This window comes from Neobacillus sp. SuZ13 (genome assembly GCF_030123365.1).
In the GTDB taxonomy this organism is placed as follows: domain Bacteria; phylum Bacillota; class Bacilli; order Bacillales; family Cytobacillaceae; genus Neobacillus.
The window spans coordinates 12501-30818 of record NZ_CP126107.1; the positions used below are offsets into that span (position 1 = coordinate 12501).

Below are 18318 nucleotides of genomic sequence, written 5' to 3' on the forward strand. Positions count from 1 at the left end.
ATGAGTAGCGAAAGATGAGTGAGAATCTCATCCACCGAATGCCTAAGGTTTCCTGAGGAAGGCTCGTCCGCTCAGGGTTAGTCGGGACCTAAGCCGAGGCCGAAAGGCGTAGGCGATGGATAACAGGTTGATATTCCTGTACCACCTCTTTATCGTTTGAGCAATGGGGGGACGCAGGAGGATAGGGTAAGCGCGCTGTTGGATATGCGCGTCTAAGCAGTTAGGCTGAGAGGTAGGCAAATCCGCCTCTCGCGAAGGCTGAGCTGTGATAGCGAGGGAAATTTAGTACCGAAGTTCCTGATTCCACACTGCCAAGAAAAGCCTCTAGCGAGATAAAAGGTGCCCGTACCGCAAACCGACACAGGTAGGCGAGGAGAGAATCCTAAGGTGAGCGAGAGAACTCTCGTTAAGGAACTCGGCAAAATGACCCCGTAACTTCGGGAGAAGGGGTGCTTTTTGAGGTGAATAGCCTCGAAGAGCCGCAGTGAATAGGCCCAGGCGACTGTTTAGCAAAAACACAGGTCTCTGCGAAGCCGCAAGGCGAAGTATAGGGGCTGACGCCTGCCCGGTGCTGGAAGGTTAAGAGGAGGGGTTAGCGCAAGCGAAGCTCTGAATCGAAGCCCCAGTAAACGGCGGCCGTAACTATAACGGTCCTAAGGTAGCGAAATTCCTTGTCGGGTAAGTTCCGACCCGCACGAAAGGCGTAACGATCTGGGCACTGTCTCAACGAGAGACTCGGTGAAATTATAGTACCTGTGAAGATGCAGGTTACCCGCGACAGGACGGAAAGACCCCGTGGAGCTTTACTGTAGCCTGATATTGAATTTTGGTACAGCTTGTACAGGATAGGTAGGAGCCTGAGAAGCCGGAGCGCTAGCTTCGGTGGAGGCGTCGGTGGGATACTACCCTGGCTGTATTGAAATTCTAACCCGCACCCCTGATCGGGGTGGGAGACAGTGTCAGGTGGGCAGTTTGACTGGGGCGGTCGCCTCCTAAAAAGTAACGGAGGCGCCCAAAGGTTCCCTCAGAATGGTTGGAAATCATTCGCAGAGTGTAAAGGCACAAGGGAGCTTGACTGCGAGACCTACAAGTCGAGCAGGGACGAAAGTCGGGCTTAGTGATCCGGTGGTTCCGCATGGAAGGGCCATCGCTCAACGGATAAAAGCTACCCCGGGGATAACAGGCTTATCTCCCCCAAGAGTCCACATCGACGGGGAGGTTTGGCACCTCGATGTCGGCTCATCGCATCCTGGGGCTGTAGTCGGTCCCAAGGGTTGGGCTGTTCGCCCATTAAAGCGGTACGCGAGCTGGGTTCAGAACGTCGTGAGACAGTTCGGTCCCTATCCGTCGTGGGCGCAGGAAATTTGAGAGGAGCTGTCCTTAGTACGAGAGGACCGGGATGGACGCACCGCTGGTGTACCAGTTGTTCTGCCAAGAGCATCGCTGGGTAGCTATGTGCGGACGGGATAAGTGCTGAAAGCATCTAAGCATGAAGCCCCCCTCAAGATGAGATTTCCCATAGCGCAAGCTAGTAAGAACCCTGAAAGATGATCAGGTTGATAGGTCAGAGGTGGAAGCGTGGTAACATGTGGAGCTGACTGATACTAATCGTTCGAGGACTTAACCAAAACGAAAAGCGGAGGCGACTGTTCAACTTCGACAGACTTTGGAGAACTGGCACTGCAAATCCTGGTTTTGGATTTGAAGGGACAGATCGAAAAGGCCGAGAAGTTAGGAGCCGCAGCTGGACAAGTAAAAAGGCAACCTCGTGTTTACAAACTTCTTCTGCATTATCTAGTTTTGAGGGAATGAACCTCAATTAAATAGTCTGGCAGCAATGGCGAGAAGGTCACACCCGTTCCCATACCGAACACGGAAGTTAAGCTTCTCAGCGCCGATGGTAGTTGGGACACGCGTCCCTGTGAGAGTAGGACGTTGCCAGGCACATCAAAGACAACCTGAAAAGGTTGTTTTTTTGTTTTGGAGAGAAAGTCAGAATAGAGAGGATGTTCTCAATAGTTCGCAGTGCCAGTGGGCGAAAAAGAAGCAGAGACTGGGCACTCGAGGAGGCCCACAGTGCCCGTAACTGGAGAAAAAAAGCTAGAGCGGGCACTCTGGGTGGTTCACAGTGCCAGCGTACTAAGAAAGCAGCACAGAATGGACACTGATGAAGTGAGAACCAAATCAAGTTTAATTATTATTTTTCTGGTTTTCCCATCAAATACTGATAAACCAAATAAGGCCCTTTTTGCAACGTGACATCAAGAAACGAACAAATGAACGGATAATCCTTATTTGGCATCATCTTTGTCAACTCACTCCACCACTCCGTTTCATATCGTGCAATCATACTTAAATTGTAAAGCAATAAGTAATGAATCAGCAGCTCAGGGAAATTAAAGTGATTGTCTTTATTCAGGGGCAGCGCATAATAATTTTCCTCTAAATGAAACTTCAATGGTGAGCTTCCAAAGGAAGATGCTGAGTTCACCCTAAACGACAACCCTTCCGTAGAAAACTCCACACCCTTTTCAAACTTAGAAGCCAAGAATTCCTTAAATCGACTTTCTGTCATATGGAACTGATCTAATATCTTTTCAGGTACAACAAGCTGTTCCTCAGCGGCCTCTAGCTTCATAAATGTCCTTTTCCCCTCAAGTAAAAAGAATAATTCATCAAGCTCTGGTATAAGCTTTAGTAATTCCTCCATAATGACTTTCTCCCCTTCCAATTGTTTCATGTGAAACAACTTTTCAGAGATGAAGGGGAAAAGTCCATTTTTTTGAAATTTCACTTCATCTTGGAAAAAATGATAATTCTGCTTCTTTCTTTTTCTTGTGGAGACACCGTGAGCCAAAACTGCCGTAGTTTCAGGGTAAGCAGGATCTGTTGTTAATATACATGCCTTAATTAAATGGACAAGACCATAAAAAAGCAAAATTGGTTTTATAATAAGTGGAGAGCTGCTAGCTTGTTGATAATAAATTTGCCCGTGTTCCAAATAATATAAAAATGCATAACAGTTTTCATAGCTTTTTTGCTCTGGATTTTCGATATTCCGTTTTTGATAACAATCTTTTAAAAATTGCTGGCAGTACTCTGCTGAAAAGAAACAAGAGTAGCTTTTCCAATCTTTATACTGAATACCCAAGACTATATCACCTTTTTCAGAAGAATCAGACTAATATTTATTCCTTGACAGTATTTTATCCAATTGATAACCTACAAATAATATTTTTTTCCTGGGGGCCTGAAAAATGTGGGAAAGTAAGTTTGTAAAAGAAGGTTTAACGTTTGATGATGTTTTGTTAATTCCTGGTAAGTCAGAAGTATTGCCTAGAGATGTAAAACTGCATGTAGAACTATCACCAAGTGTAAAGCTAAATATTCCCATCATAAGTGCTGGGATGGACACCGTTACAGAATCAGAAATGGCCATTTCAATGGCTCGACAAGGCGGCTTAGGGATCATTCATAAGAATATGACGATTGAGCAGCAAGCAGAGCAAGTGGAGAAGGTAAAGAGATCAGAAAGCGGGGTCATTACCGATCCATTTTTCCTGACTCCAGAGCATCAAGTGTATGATGCGGAGCATTTAATGGGAAAATATCGTATTTCCGGTGTACCGATTGTTAATAACTTGGAGGAACAAAAGCTAATTGGGATTATCACCAATAGGGACCTCCGTTTTATCCAAGATTATTCATTTAAAATTTCCGACGTTATGACTAAGGAAAATCTTGTGACTGCTCCAGTTGGAACGACTTTAAAAGAGGCAGAGAAAATTCTGCAGCGGTACAAAATTGAAAAACTACCGCTTGTTAATGAACAGGGTGTGTTAAAAGGATTAATCACAATTAAGGATATCGAAAAGGTGATTGAATTTCCAAACTCTGCAAAAGACAGTCAAGGGCGTTTATTAGCCGGAGCGGCAGTTGGAGTAACGAGCGATACGATGAAACGAGTAGAAGCACTGGTAAAAGCCAATGTCGATGTAATTGTCCTTGATACAGCCCATGGACATTCCAAAGGTGTTCTCGATATGGTAAAGGAAATTAGAACTACTCATCCAAATCTCACTATTATTGCTGGGAACGTGGCAACAGCTGAAGGAACCAAAGCCTTAATTGAAGCAGGAGCCGATGTTGTCAAAGTAGGAATTGGACCTGGTTCGATTTGTACAACACGAGTTGTAGCGGGTGTCGGTGTACCACAAATTACTGCCGTTTATGATTGCGCAGGAGAAGCGATGAAGCATGGCAAGACGATCATTGCCGATGGCGGCATCAAATACTCTGGAGATATCGTAAAAGCTCTTGCAGCTGGCGGACATGCCGTTATGCTGGGCAGCTTATTGGCAGGGGTAACAGAGAGCCCAGGAGAGACGGAAATTTTCCAAGGACGCCGCTTTAAAGTGTACCGTGGAATGGGTTCAGTGGCTGCGATGGAAAAGGGATCAAAGGACCGCTATTTCCAAGAAGATAATAAGAAGTTCGTTCCAGAAGGAATTGAAGGACGGATTCCTTATAAAGGGCCATTAGCAGAGACTGTTTATCAACTTATCGGCGGACTCAGATCCGGTATGGGTTATTGCGGAACCAAAGATCTAGAAGAATTAAGAACCAAAGCACAATTTATTAAAATGACAGGTGCGGGGTTAAGAGAGAGTCATCCACATGATGTTCAAATCACAAAAGAGGCTCCAAACTACTCCCTATAACATTAAAACAGAGAAGCGATGACTTCTCTGTTTTTTATGTAAAAATACCTATAAACTTTAAAAAATAGCCATAAGATGGTTCATTGCTCCGTCTATGATTTGCTATTGACTTATGTTAAAATAACCAAGGTGTATAAATTCATGGAGGGCGTTAAAGTGAACAAACATTTTTATCAGAAATGTATTGCCAGTGCACTGGCACTTATTTTGTTTTTTGGACTATTTGCTGGTGTTGATATAGCGAAGGCAGACGCAGCATTAAATGTGAATGCAGACGGAGCTATTTTAGTTGATGGACAAACAGGTAAGGTATTATATGCAAAGAATGCTGACAGTCCATTAGGAATTGCCAGTATGACAAAGATGATGACGGAGTATCTTTTACTGGATGCCGTGAAACACGGTAAGGTCAAATGGGACCAGGAATATACAGTAAGTGACCTGGTTTATAAGATTTCACAGCCAACGGGTTTATCGAATGTCCCTTTACGCCTTGGTGAAAAATATAATGTTCGAGAATTATATGAAGCTATGGCTATTTATTCTGCAAATGGGACAACCATTGCACTTGCTGAAGTGATTGCCGGTTCGGAAACGAATTTTGTTAAGTTGATGAATGAAAAAGCAAAGAAACTGGGATTAAAAAATAGTAAATTTGTAAATGCTACTGGCTTGAATAATAAGGATTATAATGGTCAGCAACCAGAAGGAACTGGCGCTGAAGAAGAAAATGTGATGTCTCCTCGCGACGTGGCGACGTTAGCCTTTCATCTCATTAATGATTATCCAGATGTTCTTAAAACAGCCAGCACGCCTAGAAAGGTATTTCGTGAAGGCACAGATGACAGAATTGTAATGCAAAACTGGAACTGGATGCTTCCAACACTAGTTTATGGCTATGAAGGTATGGATGGGCTTAAAACCGGTACAACTGATTTCGCAGGTTACTGTTTTACAGGGACAGCGAGCAGAGATGGAAAACGATTTATTACCGTTGTCCAAAATGCGAAGGATGTTAGCGGGAAAAACGACGGTTATAAAGCACGTTTTGGTGAAACAAAAAAAATGCTAGATTACGCATTTACAAATTTTTCACAGGAAAAAATTGTTTCTAAGCATTACCAAGTAAAAGGTCAAAAAACGGTTCCCGTTACAAAAGGAAAAGAAGACCAGGTTAAGATCTATACAAAGTCAGCGATTAACATGATGATTCCAAATGGCAGCAAACAAGATTACAAACCTGTCTTAGTCCTTGATAAGAAGAAATTGACAAAAGAAGGTAAGCTAACGGCCCCAATTAAAAAGGGTGAGAAAGTTGGTTATTTAACCATTGCACCAAAAAATGGTGAAAAGGTAAGCTTTTTAACTGCAGAGGGGCAAAAATCTGTAAAGGTTGACGTAATTGCTGCGCAAGATGTAGAAAAATCAAACTGGTTTGTGTTGATGATGAAAGGTATTGGTAATTTCTTTGGAGATGTCTTTCATGGGATTTCCTCCACTGTTAAGGGCTGGTTTTAATTTATTTTAATAACGAAGCAATCAGCGGTGGGATAAAACAATCATGGCTTTACGTCGTAGTTCGTCGAAATGGTGAATGAAGCTAAGCAAAAACAATTCGTATAAATTGGTTGCTTTTGGATAATATATATAGTAAATTAATAAATACAAAATCATAAATTATGATAAAGCAATGAGAGGAACTAGTAACAAGAGACTCATTCTACAAGAGAGCCGGTGGCTGGTGTGAACCGGTGAATGAAACTTGTGAATCCCTCCTCGAGCAAGGTGCGGAACATCTCATCCTGAGGTCAGTATGTACTTTCGGTCGAAACCGTTAACGTTTTTTGAGGTGGACAGTTTATTCTGTCAACCAGGGTGGTATCGCGAGTAACTCTCGTCCCTGTTTTAGGGGCGGGAGTTTTTTGTTTTTTAAGCGGTAATGCCAAGCGTACATCGTCGTCTAAGATTAAAATTTTAATAAAAGGAGTGCCATTTTTATGCTAGATATTAAAGTATTACGAGCTGATTTTGCAGAAGTAAAAGAAAAACTTCAAAAGCGTGGGGAAGATTTATCCGCCCTTGATCAATTTGAAGAACTGGACCAAAGAAGACGAGAACTGATTGTTGAAACAGAAAAGTTAAAAAGCCGCCGCAATGAAGTATCTCAGCAGGTTGCAGCTTTAAAACGTGATAGGCAGGATGCCGACCATTTGATTAAGGAAATGCGTGAGGTGGGTGACAAGATCAAAACGTTTGATGATGAATTACGTGTAGTGGAAGAGTCATTAGAACTTTTGATGTTGAGCATTCCGAATATCCCGCATGAAAGTGTTCCAGTGGGCGAGACTGAGGATGATAATATTGAGATAAGACAATGGGGCAAAGTGCGCGATTTTGACTTTGAAGCCAAGCCGCACTGGGATGTTGCCGATCAGCTAGGGATTCTTGATTTTGAACGGGCTGGGAAGGTAACAGGAAGCCGCTTTGTATTTTATAAAGGGTTAGGTGCTCGTTTAGAACGGGCGTTAATAAGCTTCATGCTAGACCTTCACGTCGACGAGCATGGGTACACAGAAATATTGCCGCCGTATTTAGTCAACCGTGCGAGCATGACTGGAACAGGTCAGCTTCCTAAGTTCGAAGAAGATGCCTTCTTAATTGAAAATGAAGATTACTTCCTCATTCCGACAGCTGAAGTTCCTGTCACCAATCTTCACCGTGATGAAATCTTAACTGCAGAGGCTCTGCCAATCCGCTTTGCTGCGTACAGTGCATGTTTCCGCTCTGAGGCAGGCTCTGCGGGCCGGGATACACGGGGGTTGATTCGTCAGCATCAATTCAATAAGGTGGAACTTGTAAAGTTTGTTAAGCCTGAGGATTCATATGAGGAGCTTGAAAAGCTGACAAATGATGCAGAAAAAGTATTACAATTATTGGAGCTGCCATACCGTGTATTAAGCATGTGTACGGGTGACCTCGGCTTTACCGCTGCGAAAAAGTATGATATTGAAGTTTGGATTCCAAGCTATGGAACGTATCGCGAAATATCTTCTTGCAGTAACTTCGAGGCATTCCAGGCAAGACGGGCAAACATTCGTTTCCGCCGCGAACCAAAGGCAAAGCCGGAGCATGTTCACACCCTAAATGGTTCTGGTCTTGCGATTGGCCGCACGGTGGCTGCCATCTTAGAAAATTACCAACAAGCCGATGGCAGTGTCGTCATTCCGACTGTACTGCGTCCATATATGGGCAACCGTGAAGTCATTGCACCAATGTAAAATAAAAAAACTGGACAGATAAAAATTTGTCCAGTTTTTTTATTTAGTATGTTGACATAGGAAAATGAATATGGTAAATTAGATTCTGTTGATACGGAGGAATACCCAAGTTTGGCTGAAGGGATCGGTCTTGAAAACCGACAGGCGGGTCATACCGCGCGGGGGTTCGAATCCCTCTTCCTCCTCCATATTACTTAATAATCGCGCATAAAAACTGGAGATAAAGGTTCGTTACATAATATGTAACGGACTTTTTTTATGCCCATTTTTATTCACTGTTGAACGGGAACTTGTCCTGAGAGCAATAATTTGGATATTTGCCTATGTGAAGAGATCTAAAGGAAAAACATCGCCAGTGATCAGAAGATTGCTGGAGGAAAAAAGAAACTCAGCGGTAAATGAGGCGGGTCTCCATTTCCCGAGTGAAGGAAAAAAGGGACTCAGCGGTAAATGAAGAGGGTCTCCATTTCCCGAGTGAAGGAAAAAAGGGACTTAGCGGTAAATGAGGCGGGTCCCAATTTCCCGGATGAAGGAAAAAAGAGACTCGGCGGTAAATGAAGAGGGTCCCCATTTCCCGGGTGAAGGAAAAAAGGGACTCAGCGGTAAATGAAGAGGGTCTCCATTTCCCGAGTGAAGGAAAAAAGGGACTTAGCGGTAAATGAGGCGGGTCTCCATTTCCCGTATGAAGGAAAAAAGGGACTCAGCGGTAAATGAAGAGGGTCTCCATTTCCCGAGTGAAGGAAAAAAGGGACTTAGCGGTAAATGAGGCGGGTCCCCATTTCCCGGGTGAAGGAAAAAAGGAGTTCAGCGGTAAATGAAGAGGGGCCACTCCAGCAAAATTCGGAATTTCTTCATCGCATCAACCTTATAAATAAAAAAAGCACATATTGGATTATCCAATATGTGCTTTTCTTATATTTAGGATTTCTTTCAACTTATCTTCTACTTCAAGGCATACTCTGGTGGCGTCTTCCGCGCTTTTTACAACATCCGTTGTATCCATATCAATCACTAATACCTCGCTTGCTGAGTACTGGTTCATCACCCACTCATCATAACCCTTCCAAACTTCGAAGTAATATTCCTTCAATTCAGGGTTAATTTCAAAGCTTCGGCCGCGGGCCATAATCCGGTCTATCACTGTATCAAATGATCCTTTTAAGTACACCATTAAATCTGGTGCCTTTTTTGGAAGTTCATTCAGTTCTTCCAGCATGTTTTCCACTAATTCTTCATATATTTTAAATTCCAAATCAGAAATCCTGCCTAACGATTTATTTACATAGGCAAAATACCAATCTTCATAAATGGAACGGTCTTGAATTGTATAAATAGGCTCTCTCCAACTAACACATTCTTTAACGGTTTTAAAACGTTTATTCAAAAAGAATAATTGAAGCAGGAAAGGAATCCTTTTAGCATCTAATTCTTCAGGTGTCAGTTCATAATAGAGCGGGAGAATCGGGTTATCATCCACCGTTTCATAAAACACCTTACTTTCAATCCCTTTATTTTGAAAGTGTGCATTCAATGTATCTGCCACACTTGTTTTTCCTAGACCAATCATACCACCAATAACGATACTCACTAACATCCCCCTGATCTATAATGTTTTAGTCCAGCTGCTTTTTTTTAATGCTAATGATAATTGTTCAAAAATATGCTTTAAATCTTGTTCATTTTTGACAAAATCCAAGTCGTCTCCGCTAAAGCGAAGAACCGGGATTTCTGGATGTTCTTTTTCAAAGATTGTCATTGTATTTTCGTAATCAAGCGATAACTGTTCTAAATATAAGGGGCTGATATTCTTTTCCACTTCTCGCCCTCTTATTTTGATTCGCTTTAGAAGTGTATCGAGGCTGGCATTCAGATAAATAATGACATTAGGCTTCGGCATATCTTCAGTTAGAATTTGATAAATTTTATAATATTTTTGATACTCGTCCTCATTTAATGAGCGCTTTGCAAAAATTAAATTTTTGAAAATATGATAATCAGCTACGACTGATTGATTTTGAGTTAAGAAATGGGTATTGATATCCCCTAATTGCTTAAAACGATTGCAGAGGAAAAACATTTCGGTTTGAAAACTCCATTCCTCAATATTTTCATAGAATTTTCCTAAAAAAGGATTTTCATCGACAATCTCTTTAAGTAATGCTAATTCAAATTGCGCTGAAATGGCTTTTGCGAGAGATGTTTTTCCAACACCAATCGGCCCTTCAACGGTAATAAAGGGTGTATCCCCCATTGCAAATCCTCCTTCGAAAGCTACCTTCACTCTATGTTTGACCAGAAAATCTGGATATTTAGTCACAAAAAACACGCAAGATTTATTTTATCATAATCTTACGCAGGAAGGGATAAGGAAAATTTAGAAGAAATATGTTTTATGTCAAATATATGAAAAAACTGCCGAATCACGGCAGTTTTTGTAGAAATAAAAATTTAGGTTCCTCGTTTAACGACATCGAAGTTGTTGATGATTAACAGCCAGTTTTGCGGGAAGGCAAGACCGAGTTTCCAATAACTCATTCCCCTAATATTTAACTCTTTAATTAAATCAAACTTGGCTTGGATCGAGCGGGCGTCCTCAAACCAAACCTCATGCTGCCTGCCTGCATCTGAGTATCTAAAAAATGGTGCTTGAGCCTTGGTGTCATATTGAATCGGGACATTGTGGCTTGCGGCGAGCTGTATCGCTTGCTGTGGACTCACCGCCCTAGCTACGGACCCTTGCACGAATGGAAGTGTCCAATCATAGCCATAAAGGTTCTGCCCCATCATAATCTTATTTGAAGGAATTTCAGTTACTGCGTATTCCAGGACTCTTCTTACTTGATCAATGGGAGAGACAGCCATTGCAGGGCCCCCGCTATATCCCCACTCATAGGTCATAATCACGACAAAGTCAGCGATTTCCCCATGAGCCTTATAATCATGACCCTCATACCATTTCCCTTTTTGAGTGGCACTGGTCTTTGGGGCAAGGGCAGTTGACATGAGCCAGCCTTCCTTTACGAATCTTTGTTTTGCTTTTCGTAAAAAGCGATTATAGGCCTCCCGGTCAGCCGGGCGTAAAAACTCAAAGTCAAAGTGTATATCCCGAAATCCATACCGCTTAGCAGTTGTGACAATATTATCTAGAAATTTATCTTGGATGGCAATATTATTCAATAAGATTCTTCCGAGTTCGTCACTGAACTGATCGTTCTCTTGATTGTTAATAACCATCATTAACACATTGCGGTTGGCTTTTGCTATGGCAGGAAATTGATTCAGCAAGGGTGCTTTCAGTGTGCCATCACGGCGGACTTGAAAGCTGAATGGGGCTAAATAGGTTAGATAAGGCGCGGCCTCACGGGCACTGGATTCTAAAACAGGAGCAACGGTAGTGCCGCGCGGTTCAACATAGGCGTTAAATTCGGCACTTCTCTTCTTGCTTTGCGGAATATAGAGACGGAAACCGACGTTAAGCGGCTGATTAGGGTTAATCCGATTGATGCTGGCCAACTCTTGGTAGGGAATATTAAACTTTCTTGCAATCGTGATGAGCGAATCGCCTTGCTGCACAAAATAAAAGTGTCCAATAATCGGAATGACAAGTGACTGTCCAATCACAAGATTATTTGGATTCGGTAAATCGTTGGCCTCTACTATGTCCTTTACGGTTGTATGATAAGTTCTAGCAATTGTAGTTAAGGATTCATTTCTCTTTATCACATGGATTTGCATCCTAATCCCTCCTAAGCAAATATGCGTTGCAATTATTTTATGAGGGGAGAAACGGATAAATGATATAATGCTTATAAATTTCACTCTGAAGCAAATGGGGATGCCTTCTTGGCAATAATGGGACCATGGGAAAAGTAAAGGGGAATTATCATGATAGGTGAGCAGACAATTGATGAGTTTTATATGAAGGAAGCGATAAAGGAAGCAAATAAGGCTGAAGCAATAGATGAAGTACCAATTGGTGCAGTGCTCGTCATGGACGGGAAAATAGTCGCTCGAGCCCATAATTTACGGGAGACTGAACAAAATGCTGTTGCACACGCGGAGCTATTAGCTATTGATCAAGCATGCAGAGAGATTGGCACATGGCGTCTTGAGGAATCTACCTTATATGTTACCTTGGAGCCGTGTCCAATGTGTGCGGGAGCCATTATTTTATCTCGAGTAAAAAGGGTGGTATACGGTGCGGCGGACCCTAAGGGCGGCTGTGCAGGGACACTGATGAATCTTTTGGAAGATGACCGCTTTAATCATCAAAGCGAAGTTACTAGCGGTGTATTAGAAAAAGAGTGTGGGCAGCTGCTCTCCGACTTTTTTCGAAAAATAAGAGAGCGAAAAAAGGCAGCGAAAAAAAGGCAGGCAGATAGACTTACAAAAAATGACAAAGAATAAGGATTGCTTTTTTACAAGAATATTTGTATACTAAGAAAGCGTCATAGTGACGCACAAAACTTTGGTATCAACTTTGCCGTGCTAGGTGGGGAGGCAGCGGTGCCCTGTACCCGCAATCCGCTCTAGCGGGACTGAATCCCTTCCCGAGGCTAACGACCTGTAGGGTCTGCCTTAAGTAAGTGGTGTTGACGCCCGGGTCCTGCGCAATGGGAATCCATGAACCATGTCAGGTCCGGAAGGAAGCAGCATTAAGTGGACGCTCCCATGTGCCGCAGGGTGGCCTGGGCCGAGCTAACTGCTTAAGTAACGCTTATGGGCGTTAGTCGACGGAAGGTGCACGGCAGTTATATTACATAAATTAACTCATCTCAGACTTGGGATGAGTTTTTTTGTCCATTACATAGATTCATTTTGTAAAAAGCAAAATGGTTAAGGTATAATAAAAAGGAATGAAAATTTTGAAGGGGGCGTGTCTTTTGGCATATCAAGCTTTATATCGTGTTTGGCGGCCTCAAACATTTCTCGATGTAGTAGGACAAGAACATGTAACCAAGACATTGCAAAACGCCCTGCTTCAGCAAAAGATATCACATGCGTATCTTTTTTCCGGCCCTAGAGGAACAGGGAAAACAAGTGCTGCTAAAATATTAGCAAAGGCGATTAACTGTGAGCGGTCACCTGTTTCAGAACCATGTAACGAATGTGCAGCTTGTCGTGGAATAACCGATGGAACGATTTCAGATGTGTTAGAATTTGATGCCGCCTCGAACTCACGAGTGGAGGAAATGCGGGACGTTTTGGACAAGGTAAGATTTGCGCCCACAGCTGTGAATTACAAAGTCTATATTATCGATGAAGTGCATATGCTATCCATTAGCGCCTTTAATGCCTTGCTAAAAACTCTAGAAGAACCGCCGAAGCATGTCATCTTTATATTAGCTACAACAGAACCTCATAAAATCCCCTTAACAATTATTTCAAGATGTCAACGCTTTGATTTTAGACGCATTACAGCTGGGGCAATCGTCAATCGGATGAAGTTAATTGTCGAGGAATCTGGAATTGATTGTGATGAACGTGCCCTTCAATTGATTGCTCGGGCTGCAGATGGCGGAATGCGTGATGCACTTAGTCTATTGGATCAAGCGATATCGTATAGCCAGGACCATGTTGCAATTGAAGATGCATTAACGGTTACAGGATCGGTTTCGCAGGGATTTTTAAATAAACTTGCTTTGGCATTCCGGGAAAAGGATGTCGCAAACGGCTTAGCGGCGTTGGATGAACTTTTATATCATGGAAAAGACCCGATGCGATTTATTGAGGATTTAATCCTGTTTTATCGTGACATGCTGCTATATAAAACAGCACCAAACCTTGAGGAATCATTGGAAAGAGTGATGCTGGATGATGATTTTCGAAACATTGCTGAAACGATATCAACAGATCAGATTTATCAACTGATTGATCTCTTGAATAAAACACAACAAGAAATGCGTTGGACTAATCATCCAAGAATTTTTCTTGAGGTGGCGATTGTTAAGCTGTGTCAAATGGAAGTAAAGCAGACGGCACAGGCGCAGCCTGCTCAAATCGATCAGTTGTTAACAAGAATTGGTCAATTGGAGATGGAACTCGAGCATTTAAAGGCGAATGGTGTAACAGCATCTCCTCAAGAGGCAGTACAGCAATCACAAAAGCCAGCCCAAAGATCTGCGAAAAAGGCATTTCAGCCGGCGGTCGGAAAAATAAATGAAGTGTTAAAGCAGGCAACAAAAAGCGATTTAAATCTGATTAAATCTAATTGGGCAGAATTGAGGGCCAGTCTGTTAAAATCACAAGCTGCCCTATTAAACGATGCCGAGCCTATCGCCGCATCAGCAACTGCTTTTATCATAAAATTTAAGCATGAAATGATTTGCCAGATGGCGATGAATCGAACAGATTTTCTGGATGCAGTGATCGCCGCTTTATATAAATTAACAGGCAAAAGATTTACAATCTTAGGTGTCCCGGAAGACCAGTGGCTGCCAATTCGCGAAAGCTTTTTGAATAGCCATGAAGGTGGTACTGAAGGAGAAACCAGTGAAGTACCAAAGGAAGAAGAACCACATATTGCCGAGGCAAAAAAAATATTTGGCGAAGAATTTGTGGAAATTATTGATTAAAAACTAATAACCAATTAAATGGAGGTAGATGAATAATGATGCGTGGTGGCGGAATGGGAAATATGCAAAATATGATGAAACAAATGCAAAAGATGCAAAAGAAAATGGCAGAGGCACAAGAAGAATTAGGTGAAAAAAAGATTGAAGGAACTGCTGGCGGTGGTATGGTAACAGTCATTGTTACGGGACATAAGGAAGTAGTCGATGTAATTATTAAACCAGAAGCTGTTGACCCAGATGATGTAGAAATGCTTCAGGACCTTGTTTTAGCGGCTACAAATGATGCACTTAAAAAGGTCGAAGAATTAACAAACAGTACTATGGGGCAATTTACAAAAGGAATGAACCTTCCTTTTTAGGAGAGGAATAGCAAAAGATGCATTATCCAGAACCAATTTCAAAGCTGATTGACAGCTTTATGAAGCTGCCAGGTATCGGTCCTAAAACGGCCGGTCGTCTGGCTTTTTTCGTCTTAAGTATGAAAGAAGATACTGTGCTTGATTTTGCTAAAGCACTTGTCAATGCCAAACGAAATTTAACGTATTGTTCTGTCTGCGGTCATATAACAGATCAAGACCCTTGTTATATTTGTGAAGATGTGCGCCGTGATAAGAGCATTATCTGTGTTGTTCAAGATCCTAAAGATGTGATTGCGATGGAAAAAATGAAGGAATTCAATGGATTGTATCATGTCCTGCATGGGGCCATTTCCCCTATGGATGGGATTGGACCAGAGGACATCAATATTCCAAGCCTCTTAAAGCGTCTTCAAGATGAAAATATAATAGAAGTAATCTTAGCGACAAACCCTAATATTGAGGGGGAAGCCACAGCCATGTACATTTCCCGTTTGTTAAAACCATCAGGAATTAAAACAACGAGAATTGCTCATGGACTTCCTGTCGGCGGGGATCTTGAATATGCAGATGAGGTTACTTTATCCAAAGCGATTGAGGGCCGAAGAGAATTTTAAGAAGACGCGGAGGAATCAATGATGTTTTTTCAGCGTAAAGGGCGGCTTCGTAAAGAGTATAATGAAAAGCTTTTAGTGCAGTTGAATCGATATAAAGAACATTGGCAGCAAGAAAAGTTGCTGTTAGAGAAAAGTTTCGATCCTTCAGACGAAGTAATTTGTCAAACGAAAATAGCTGAGGCAAAATATATCTTTCTTTTAAGAGAAGCAAAGCAGCGGAACGTTAATTTAATGAATTCATAAATATGCTATTTCCTTTTTTAGGTCTATTCTTGGCAGCTTGTACATAAGTTGTAAACAAAGTGACTTAAGAAGGGGGATAGCTTTTTTGGAACCAATTATCGTGATATCTATCCTAGGCGGCTTAGTAATTATCCTATTATTTACGGGAGCTCCCTTTAAGCCTGCTCGATTTGTAGGTCAAGCCGCAATCAAGTTAGTCATTGGAGCGCTATTTTTATTTTTCTTAAATGCAGCAGGAAACCGCTATGGCATTCATGTGCCGATTAATTTTGCCACCTCTGCCATTTCAGGCTTTTTAGGAATCCCAGGCCTGTGTGCTTTAGTGGCTATACAACATTGGGTAATCTAAATCGTAAACCGCTGAAAAAGGCGGTTTTTCTTTTTGAAAAAATATAAAAATCAATTTCAAAAAAAGTATTGACCAATGCTTTGATATGCTGTAATATATGAAAAGTCGTCACTGAGGTGATGCAAAATAAAAGAAAAAAGTTATTGACTTCTTATTAATAACTTGGTATGATAAAAAAGTCGCTTTTGAGCGATAAAGAAATTGTTCTTTGAAAACTAAACAAACAAAATCGTGCAAACAAACAATAAATTTTAGTTTCTTTTAAGAAACTAAGCCAACGTAACTTTATGAGCTAATCAACTTTCTTGGAGAGTTTGATCCTGGCTCAGGACGAACGCTGGCGGCGTGCCTAATACATGCAAGTCGAGCGAGACTCTTCGGAGTCTAGCGGCGGACGGGTGAGTAACACGTGGGCAACCTGCCTGTAAGACTGGGATAACACCGGGAAACCGGTGCTAATACCGGATAATCCTTTTCCTCTCATGAGGAAAAGCTGAAAGTCGGTTTCGGCTGACACTTACAGATGGGCCCGCGGCGCATTAGCTAGTTGGTGAGGTAACGGCTCACCAAGGCGACGATGCGTAGCCGACCTGAGAGGGTGATCGGCCACACTGGGACTGAGACACGGCCCAGACTCCTACGGGAGGCAGCAGTAGGGAATCTTCCACAATGGACGAAAGTCTGATGGAGCAACGCCGCGTGAGCGATGAAGGCCTTCGGGTCGTAAAGCTCTGTTGTTAGGGAAGAACAAGTACCGGAGTAACTGCCGGTACCTTGACGGTACCTAACCAGAAAGCCACGGCTAACTACGTGCCAGCAGCCGCGGTAATACGTAGGTGGCAAGCGTTGTCCGGAATTATTGGGCGTAAAGCGCGCGCAGGCGGTCCTTTAAGTCTGATGTGAAAGCCCACGGCTCAACCGTGGAGGGTCATTGGAAACTGGGGGACTTGAGTGCAGAAGAGGAAAGCGGAATTCCACGTGTAGCGGTGAAATGCGTAGAGATGTGGAGGAACACCAGTGGCGAAGGCGGCTTTCTGGTCTGTAACTGACGCTGAGGCGCGAAAGCGTGGGGAGCAAACAGGATTAGATACCCTGGTAGTCCACGCCGTAAACGATGAGTGCTAAGTGTTAGAGGGTTTCCGCCCTTTAGTGCTGCAGCTAACGCATTAAGCACTCCGCCTGGGGAGTACGGCCGCAAGGCTGAAACTCAAAGGAATTGACGGGGGCCCGCACAAGCGGTGGAGCATGTGGTTTAATTCGAAGCAACGCGAAGAACCTTACCAGGTCTTGACATCCTCTGACACTCCTAGAGATAGGATTTTCCCCTTCGGGGGACAGAGTGACAGGTGGTGCATGGTTGTCGTCAGCTCGTGTCGTGAGATGTTGGGTTAAGTCCCGCAACGAGCGCAACCCTTGATCTTAGTTGCCAGCATTTAGTTGGGCACTCTAAGGTGACTGCCGGTGACAAACCGGAGGAAGGTGGGGATGACGTCAAATCATCATGCCCCTTATGACCTGGGCTACACACGTGCTACAATGGATGGTACAAAGGGCTGCAAGACCGCGAGGTTTAGCCAATCCCATAAAACCATTCTCAGTTCGGATTGCAGGCTGCAACTCGCCTGCATGAAGCCGGAATCGCTAGTAATCGCGGATCAGCATGCCGCGGTGAATACGTTCCCGGGCCTTGTACACACCGCCCGTCACACCACGAGAGTTTGTAACACCCGAAGTCGGTGGGGTAACCGTAAGGAGCCAGCCGCCTAAGGTGGGACAGATGATTGGGGTGAAGTCGTAACAAGGTAGCCGTATCGGAAGGTGCGGCTGGATCACCTCCTTTCTAAGGATAAAGCTGGACCTGTGAGCCAGACAAAACAGTTTGTGCATCGATCTTTGTTTGTTTAGTTTTGAGAGTGCAATCTCTCTAATATTTTCGTAGTGGGGGCCTATAGCTCAGCTGGTTAGAGCGCACGCCTGATAAGCGTGAGGTCGATGGTTCGAGTCCATTTAGGCCCACCATACTTTCAATTCTATAATGGGGTCTTAGCTCAGCTGGGAGAGCGCCTGCTTTGCACGCAGGAGGTCAGGGGTTCGATCCCCCTAGACTCCACCAATGACGTTTACTAACGTCCAATTCGTTCTTTGAAAACTAGATAATCGTAATGAAGAAGCAAAGTAA

General features: G+C 43.1%; 13 protein-coding genes, 3 tRNA genes, 3 rRNA genes, 1 other RNA gene and 1 other annotated feature (1 of these 21 cut by a window edge). Of the genes, 16 read left to right on the forward strand and 4 right to left on the reverse strand.

Annotated elements, in window-relative coordinates:
- Positions 1 to 1628 (forward strand): 23S ribosomal RNA (locus tag QNH17_RS00055); it begins 1307 nt to the left of the window's first position.
- Between the two features lie 199 nt (positions 1629 to 1827).
- Positions 1828 to 1944 (forward strand): 5S ribosomal RNA (gene rrf, locus QNH17_RS00060).
- Between the two features lie 253 nt (positions 1945 to 2197).
- Here the strand turns inward: rrf and QNH17_RS00065 are convergent.
- Positions 2198 to 3145 (reverse strand): YaaC family protein, encoded by a 948-nt coding sequence (locus QNH17_RS00065; RefSeq protein WP_481858604.1) that lies wholly within the window; start codon positions 3143 to 3145, stop codon positions 2198 to 2200.
- Positions 3146 to 3257: 112 nt separating this feature from the next.
- On the opposite strand from QNH17_RS00065, the gene guaB reads away from it, so the two are divergent.
- From guaB to QNH17_RS00085, 4 genes are all read left to right on the forward strand, one after another.
- Positions 3258 to 4721, forward strand: a complete 1464-nt coding sequence (gene guaB / locus QNH17_RS00070; RefSeq protein ID WP_283876888.1) for an IMP dehydrogenase — start codon at positions 3258 to 3260, stop codon at positions 4719 to 4721.
- A gap of 141 nt (positions 4722 to 4862) precedes the next feature.
- Positions 4863 to 6239, forward strand: a complete 1377-nt coding sequence (locus tag QNH17_RS00075) for a D-alanyl-D-alanine carboxypeptidase family protein (RefSeq protein WP_481858558.1) — start codon at positions 4863 to 4865, stop codon at positions 6237 to 6239.
- A gap of 163 nt (positions 6240 to 6402) precedes the next feature.
- Positions 6403 to 6626, forward strand: a binding site (T-box leader).
- A 92-nt stretch (positions 6627 to 6718) separates the two neighbouring features.
- Positions 6719 to 7999 (forward strand): serine--tRNA ligase, encoded by a 1281-nt coding sequence (gene serS / locus QNH17_RS00080; protein WP_283876890.1) that lies wholly within the window; start codon positions 6719 to 6721, stop codon positions 7997 to 7999.
- A gap of 95 nt (positions 8000 to 8094) precedes the next feature.
- Positions 8095 to 8187 (forward strand) — tRNA-Ser (locus QNH17_RS00085).
- Positions 8188 to 8891: 704 nt separating this feature from the next.
- On the opposite strand, the gene QNH17_RS00090 is transcribed toward QNH17_RS00085, so the two are convergent.
- The 3 genes from QNH17_RS00090 to QNH17_RS00100 all read right to left on the reverse strand — a co-directional run bounded on the left by QNH17_RS00090 (position 8892) and on the right by QNH17_RS00100 (position 11734).
- Entirely contained in the window at positions 8892 to 9587 is a 696-nt protein-coding gene (locus QNH17_RS00090; RefSeq protein ID WP_481858559.1) for a deoxynucleoside kinase, read from the reverse strand.
- A 15-nt stretch (positions 9588 to 9602) separates the two neighbouring features.
- Positions 9603 to 10250 (reverse strand): deoxynucleoside kinase, encoded by a 648-nt coding sequence (locus QNH17_RS00095; protein ID WP_283876892.1) that lies wholly within the window; start codon positions 10248 to 10250, stop codon positions 9603 to 9605.
- Between the two features lie 197 nt (positions 10251 to 10447).
- Complete coding sequence (locus QNH17_RS00100; protein WP_283876893.1) at positions 10448 to 11734, reverse strand: glycosyl hydrolase family 18 protein; 1287 nt, start codon at positions 11732 to 11734, stop codon at positions 10448 to 10450.
- Positions 11735 to 11884: 150 nt separating this feature from the next.
- Between QNH17_RS00100 and tadA the strand changes: the two genes are divergently transcribed.
- The 10 genes from tadA (at position 11885) to QNH17_RS00150 (ending at position 18252) form a co-directional block, all read left to right on the forward strand.
- Positions 11885 to 12406 carry a tRNA adenosine(34) deaminase TadA gene (gene tadA, locus QNH17_RS00105; RefSeq protein WP_283876894.1) on the forward strand — a complete coding sequence of 174 codons (522 nt, stop codon included), beginning with the start codon at positions 11885 to 11887 and terminating at the stop codon, positions 12404 to 12406.
- 76 nt (positions 12407 to 12482) lie between these two features.
- Positions 12483 to 12747: signal recognition particle sRNA large type (gene ffs / locus QNH17_RS00110), an RNA gene on the forward strand.
- A gap of 135 nt (positions 12748 to 12882) precedes the next feature.
- Positions 12883 to 14574: a DNA polymerase III subunit gamma/tau gene (gene dnaX / locus QNH17_RS00115; RefSeq protein ID WP_283876895.1), complete on the forward strand. Its 1692-nt coding sequence runs from the start codon at positions 12883 to 12885 to the stop codon at positions 14572 to 14574.
- Positions 14575 to 14612: 38 nt separating this feature from the next.
- Positions 14613 to 14933, forward strand: coding sequence for a YbaB/EbfC family nucleoid-associated protein (locus QNH17_RS00120; protein WP_035445646.1), 321 nt, complete (start codon positions 14613 to 14615; stop codon positions 14931 to 14933).
- A 17-nt stretch (positions 14934 to 14950) separates the two neighbouring features.
- On the forward strand, positions 14951 to 15547 hold the full coding sequence (gene recR, locus QNH17_RS00125) for a recombination mediator RecR (RefSeq protein ID WP_026565815.1): 597 nt from the start codon (positions 14951 to 14953) through the stop codon (positions 15545 to 15547).
- Between the two features lie 21 nt (positions 15548 to 15568).
- On the forward strand, positions 15569 to 15790 hold the full coding sequence (locus QNH17_RS00130) for a YaaL family protein (protein ID WP_283879395.1): 222 nt from the start codon (positions 15569 to 15571) through the stop codon (positions 15788 to 15790).
- A gap of 85 nt (positions 15791 to 15875) precedes the next feature.
- Entirely contained in the window at positions 15876 to 16139 is a 264-nt protein-coding gene (locus QNH17_RS00135; protein WP_144556050.1) for a pro-sigmaK processing inhibitor BofA family protein, read from the forward strand.
- Between the two features lie 302 nt (positions 16140 to 16441).
- Positions 16442 to 17979: ribosomal RNA gene (locus QNH17_RS00140) — 16S ribosomal RNA — on the forward strand.
- Between the two features lie 102 nt (positions 17980 to 18081).
- A tRNA-Ile gene (locus QNH17_RS00145) sits at positions 18082 to 18158 on the forward strand.
- An 18-nt stretch (positions 18159 to 18176) separates the two neighbouring features.
- Positions 18177 to 18252 (forward strand) — tRNA-Ala (locus tag QNH17_RS00150).
- Positions 18253 to 18318: the final 66 nt, after the last annotated feature.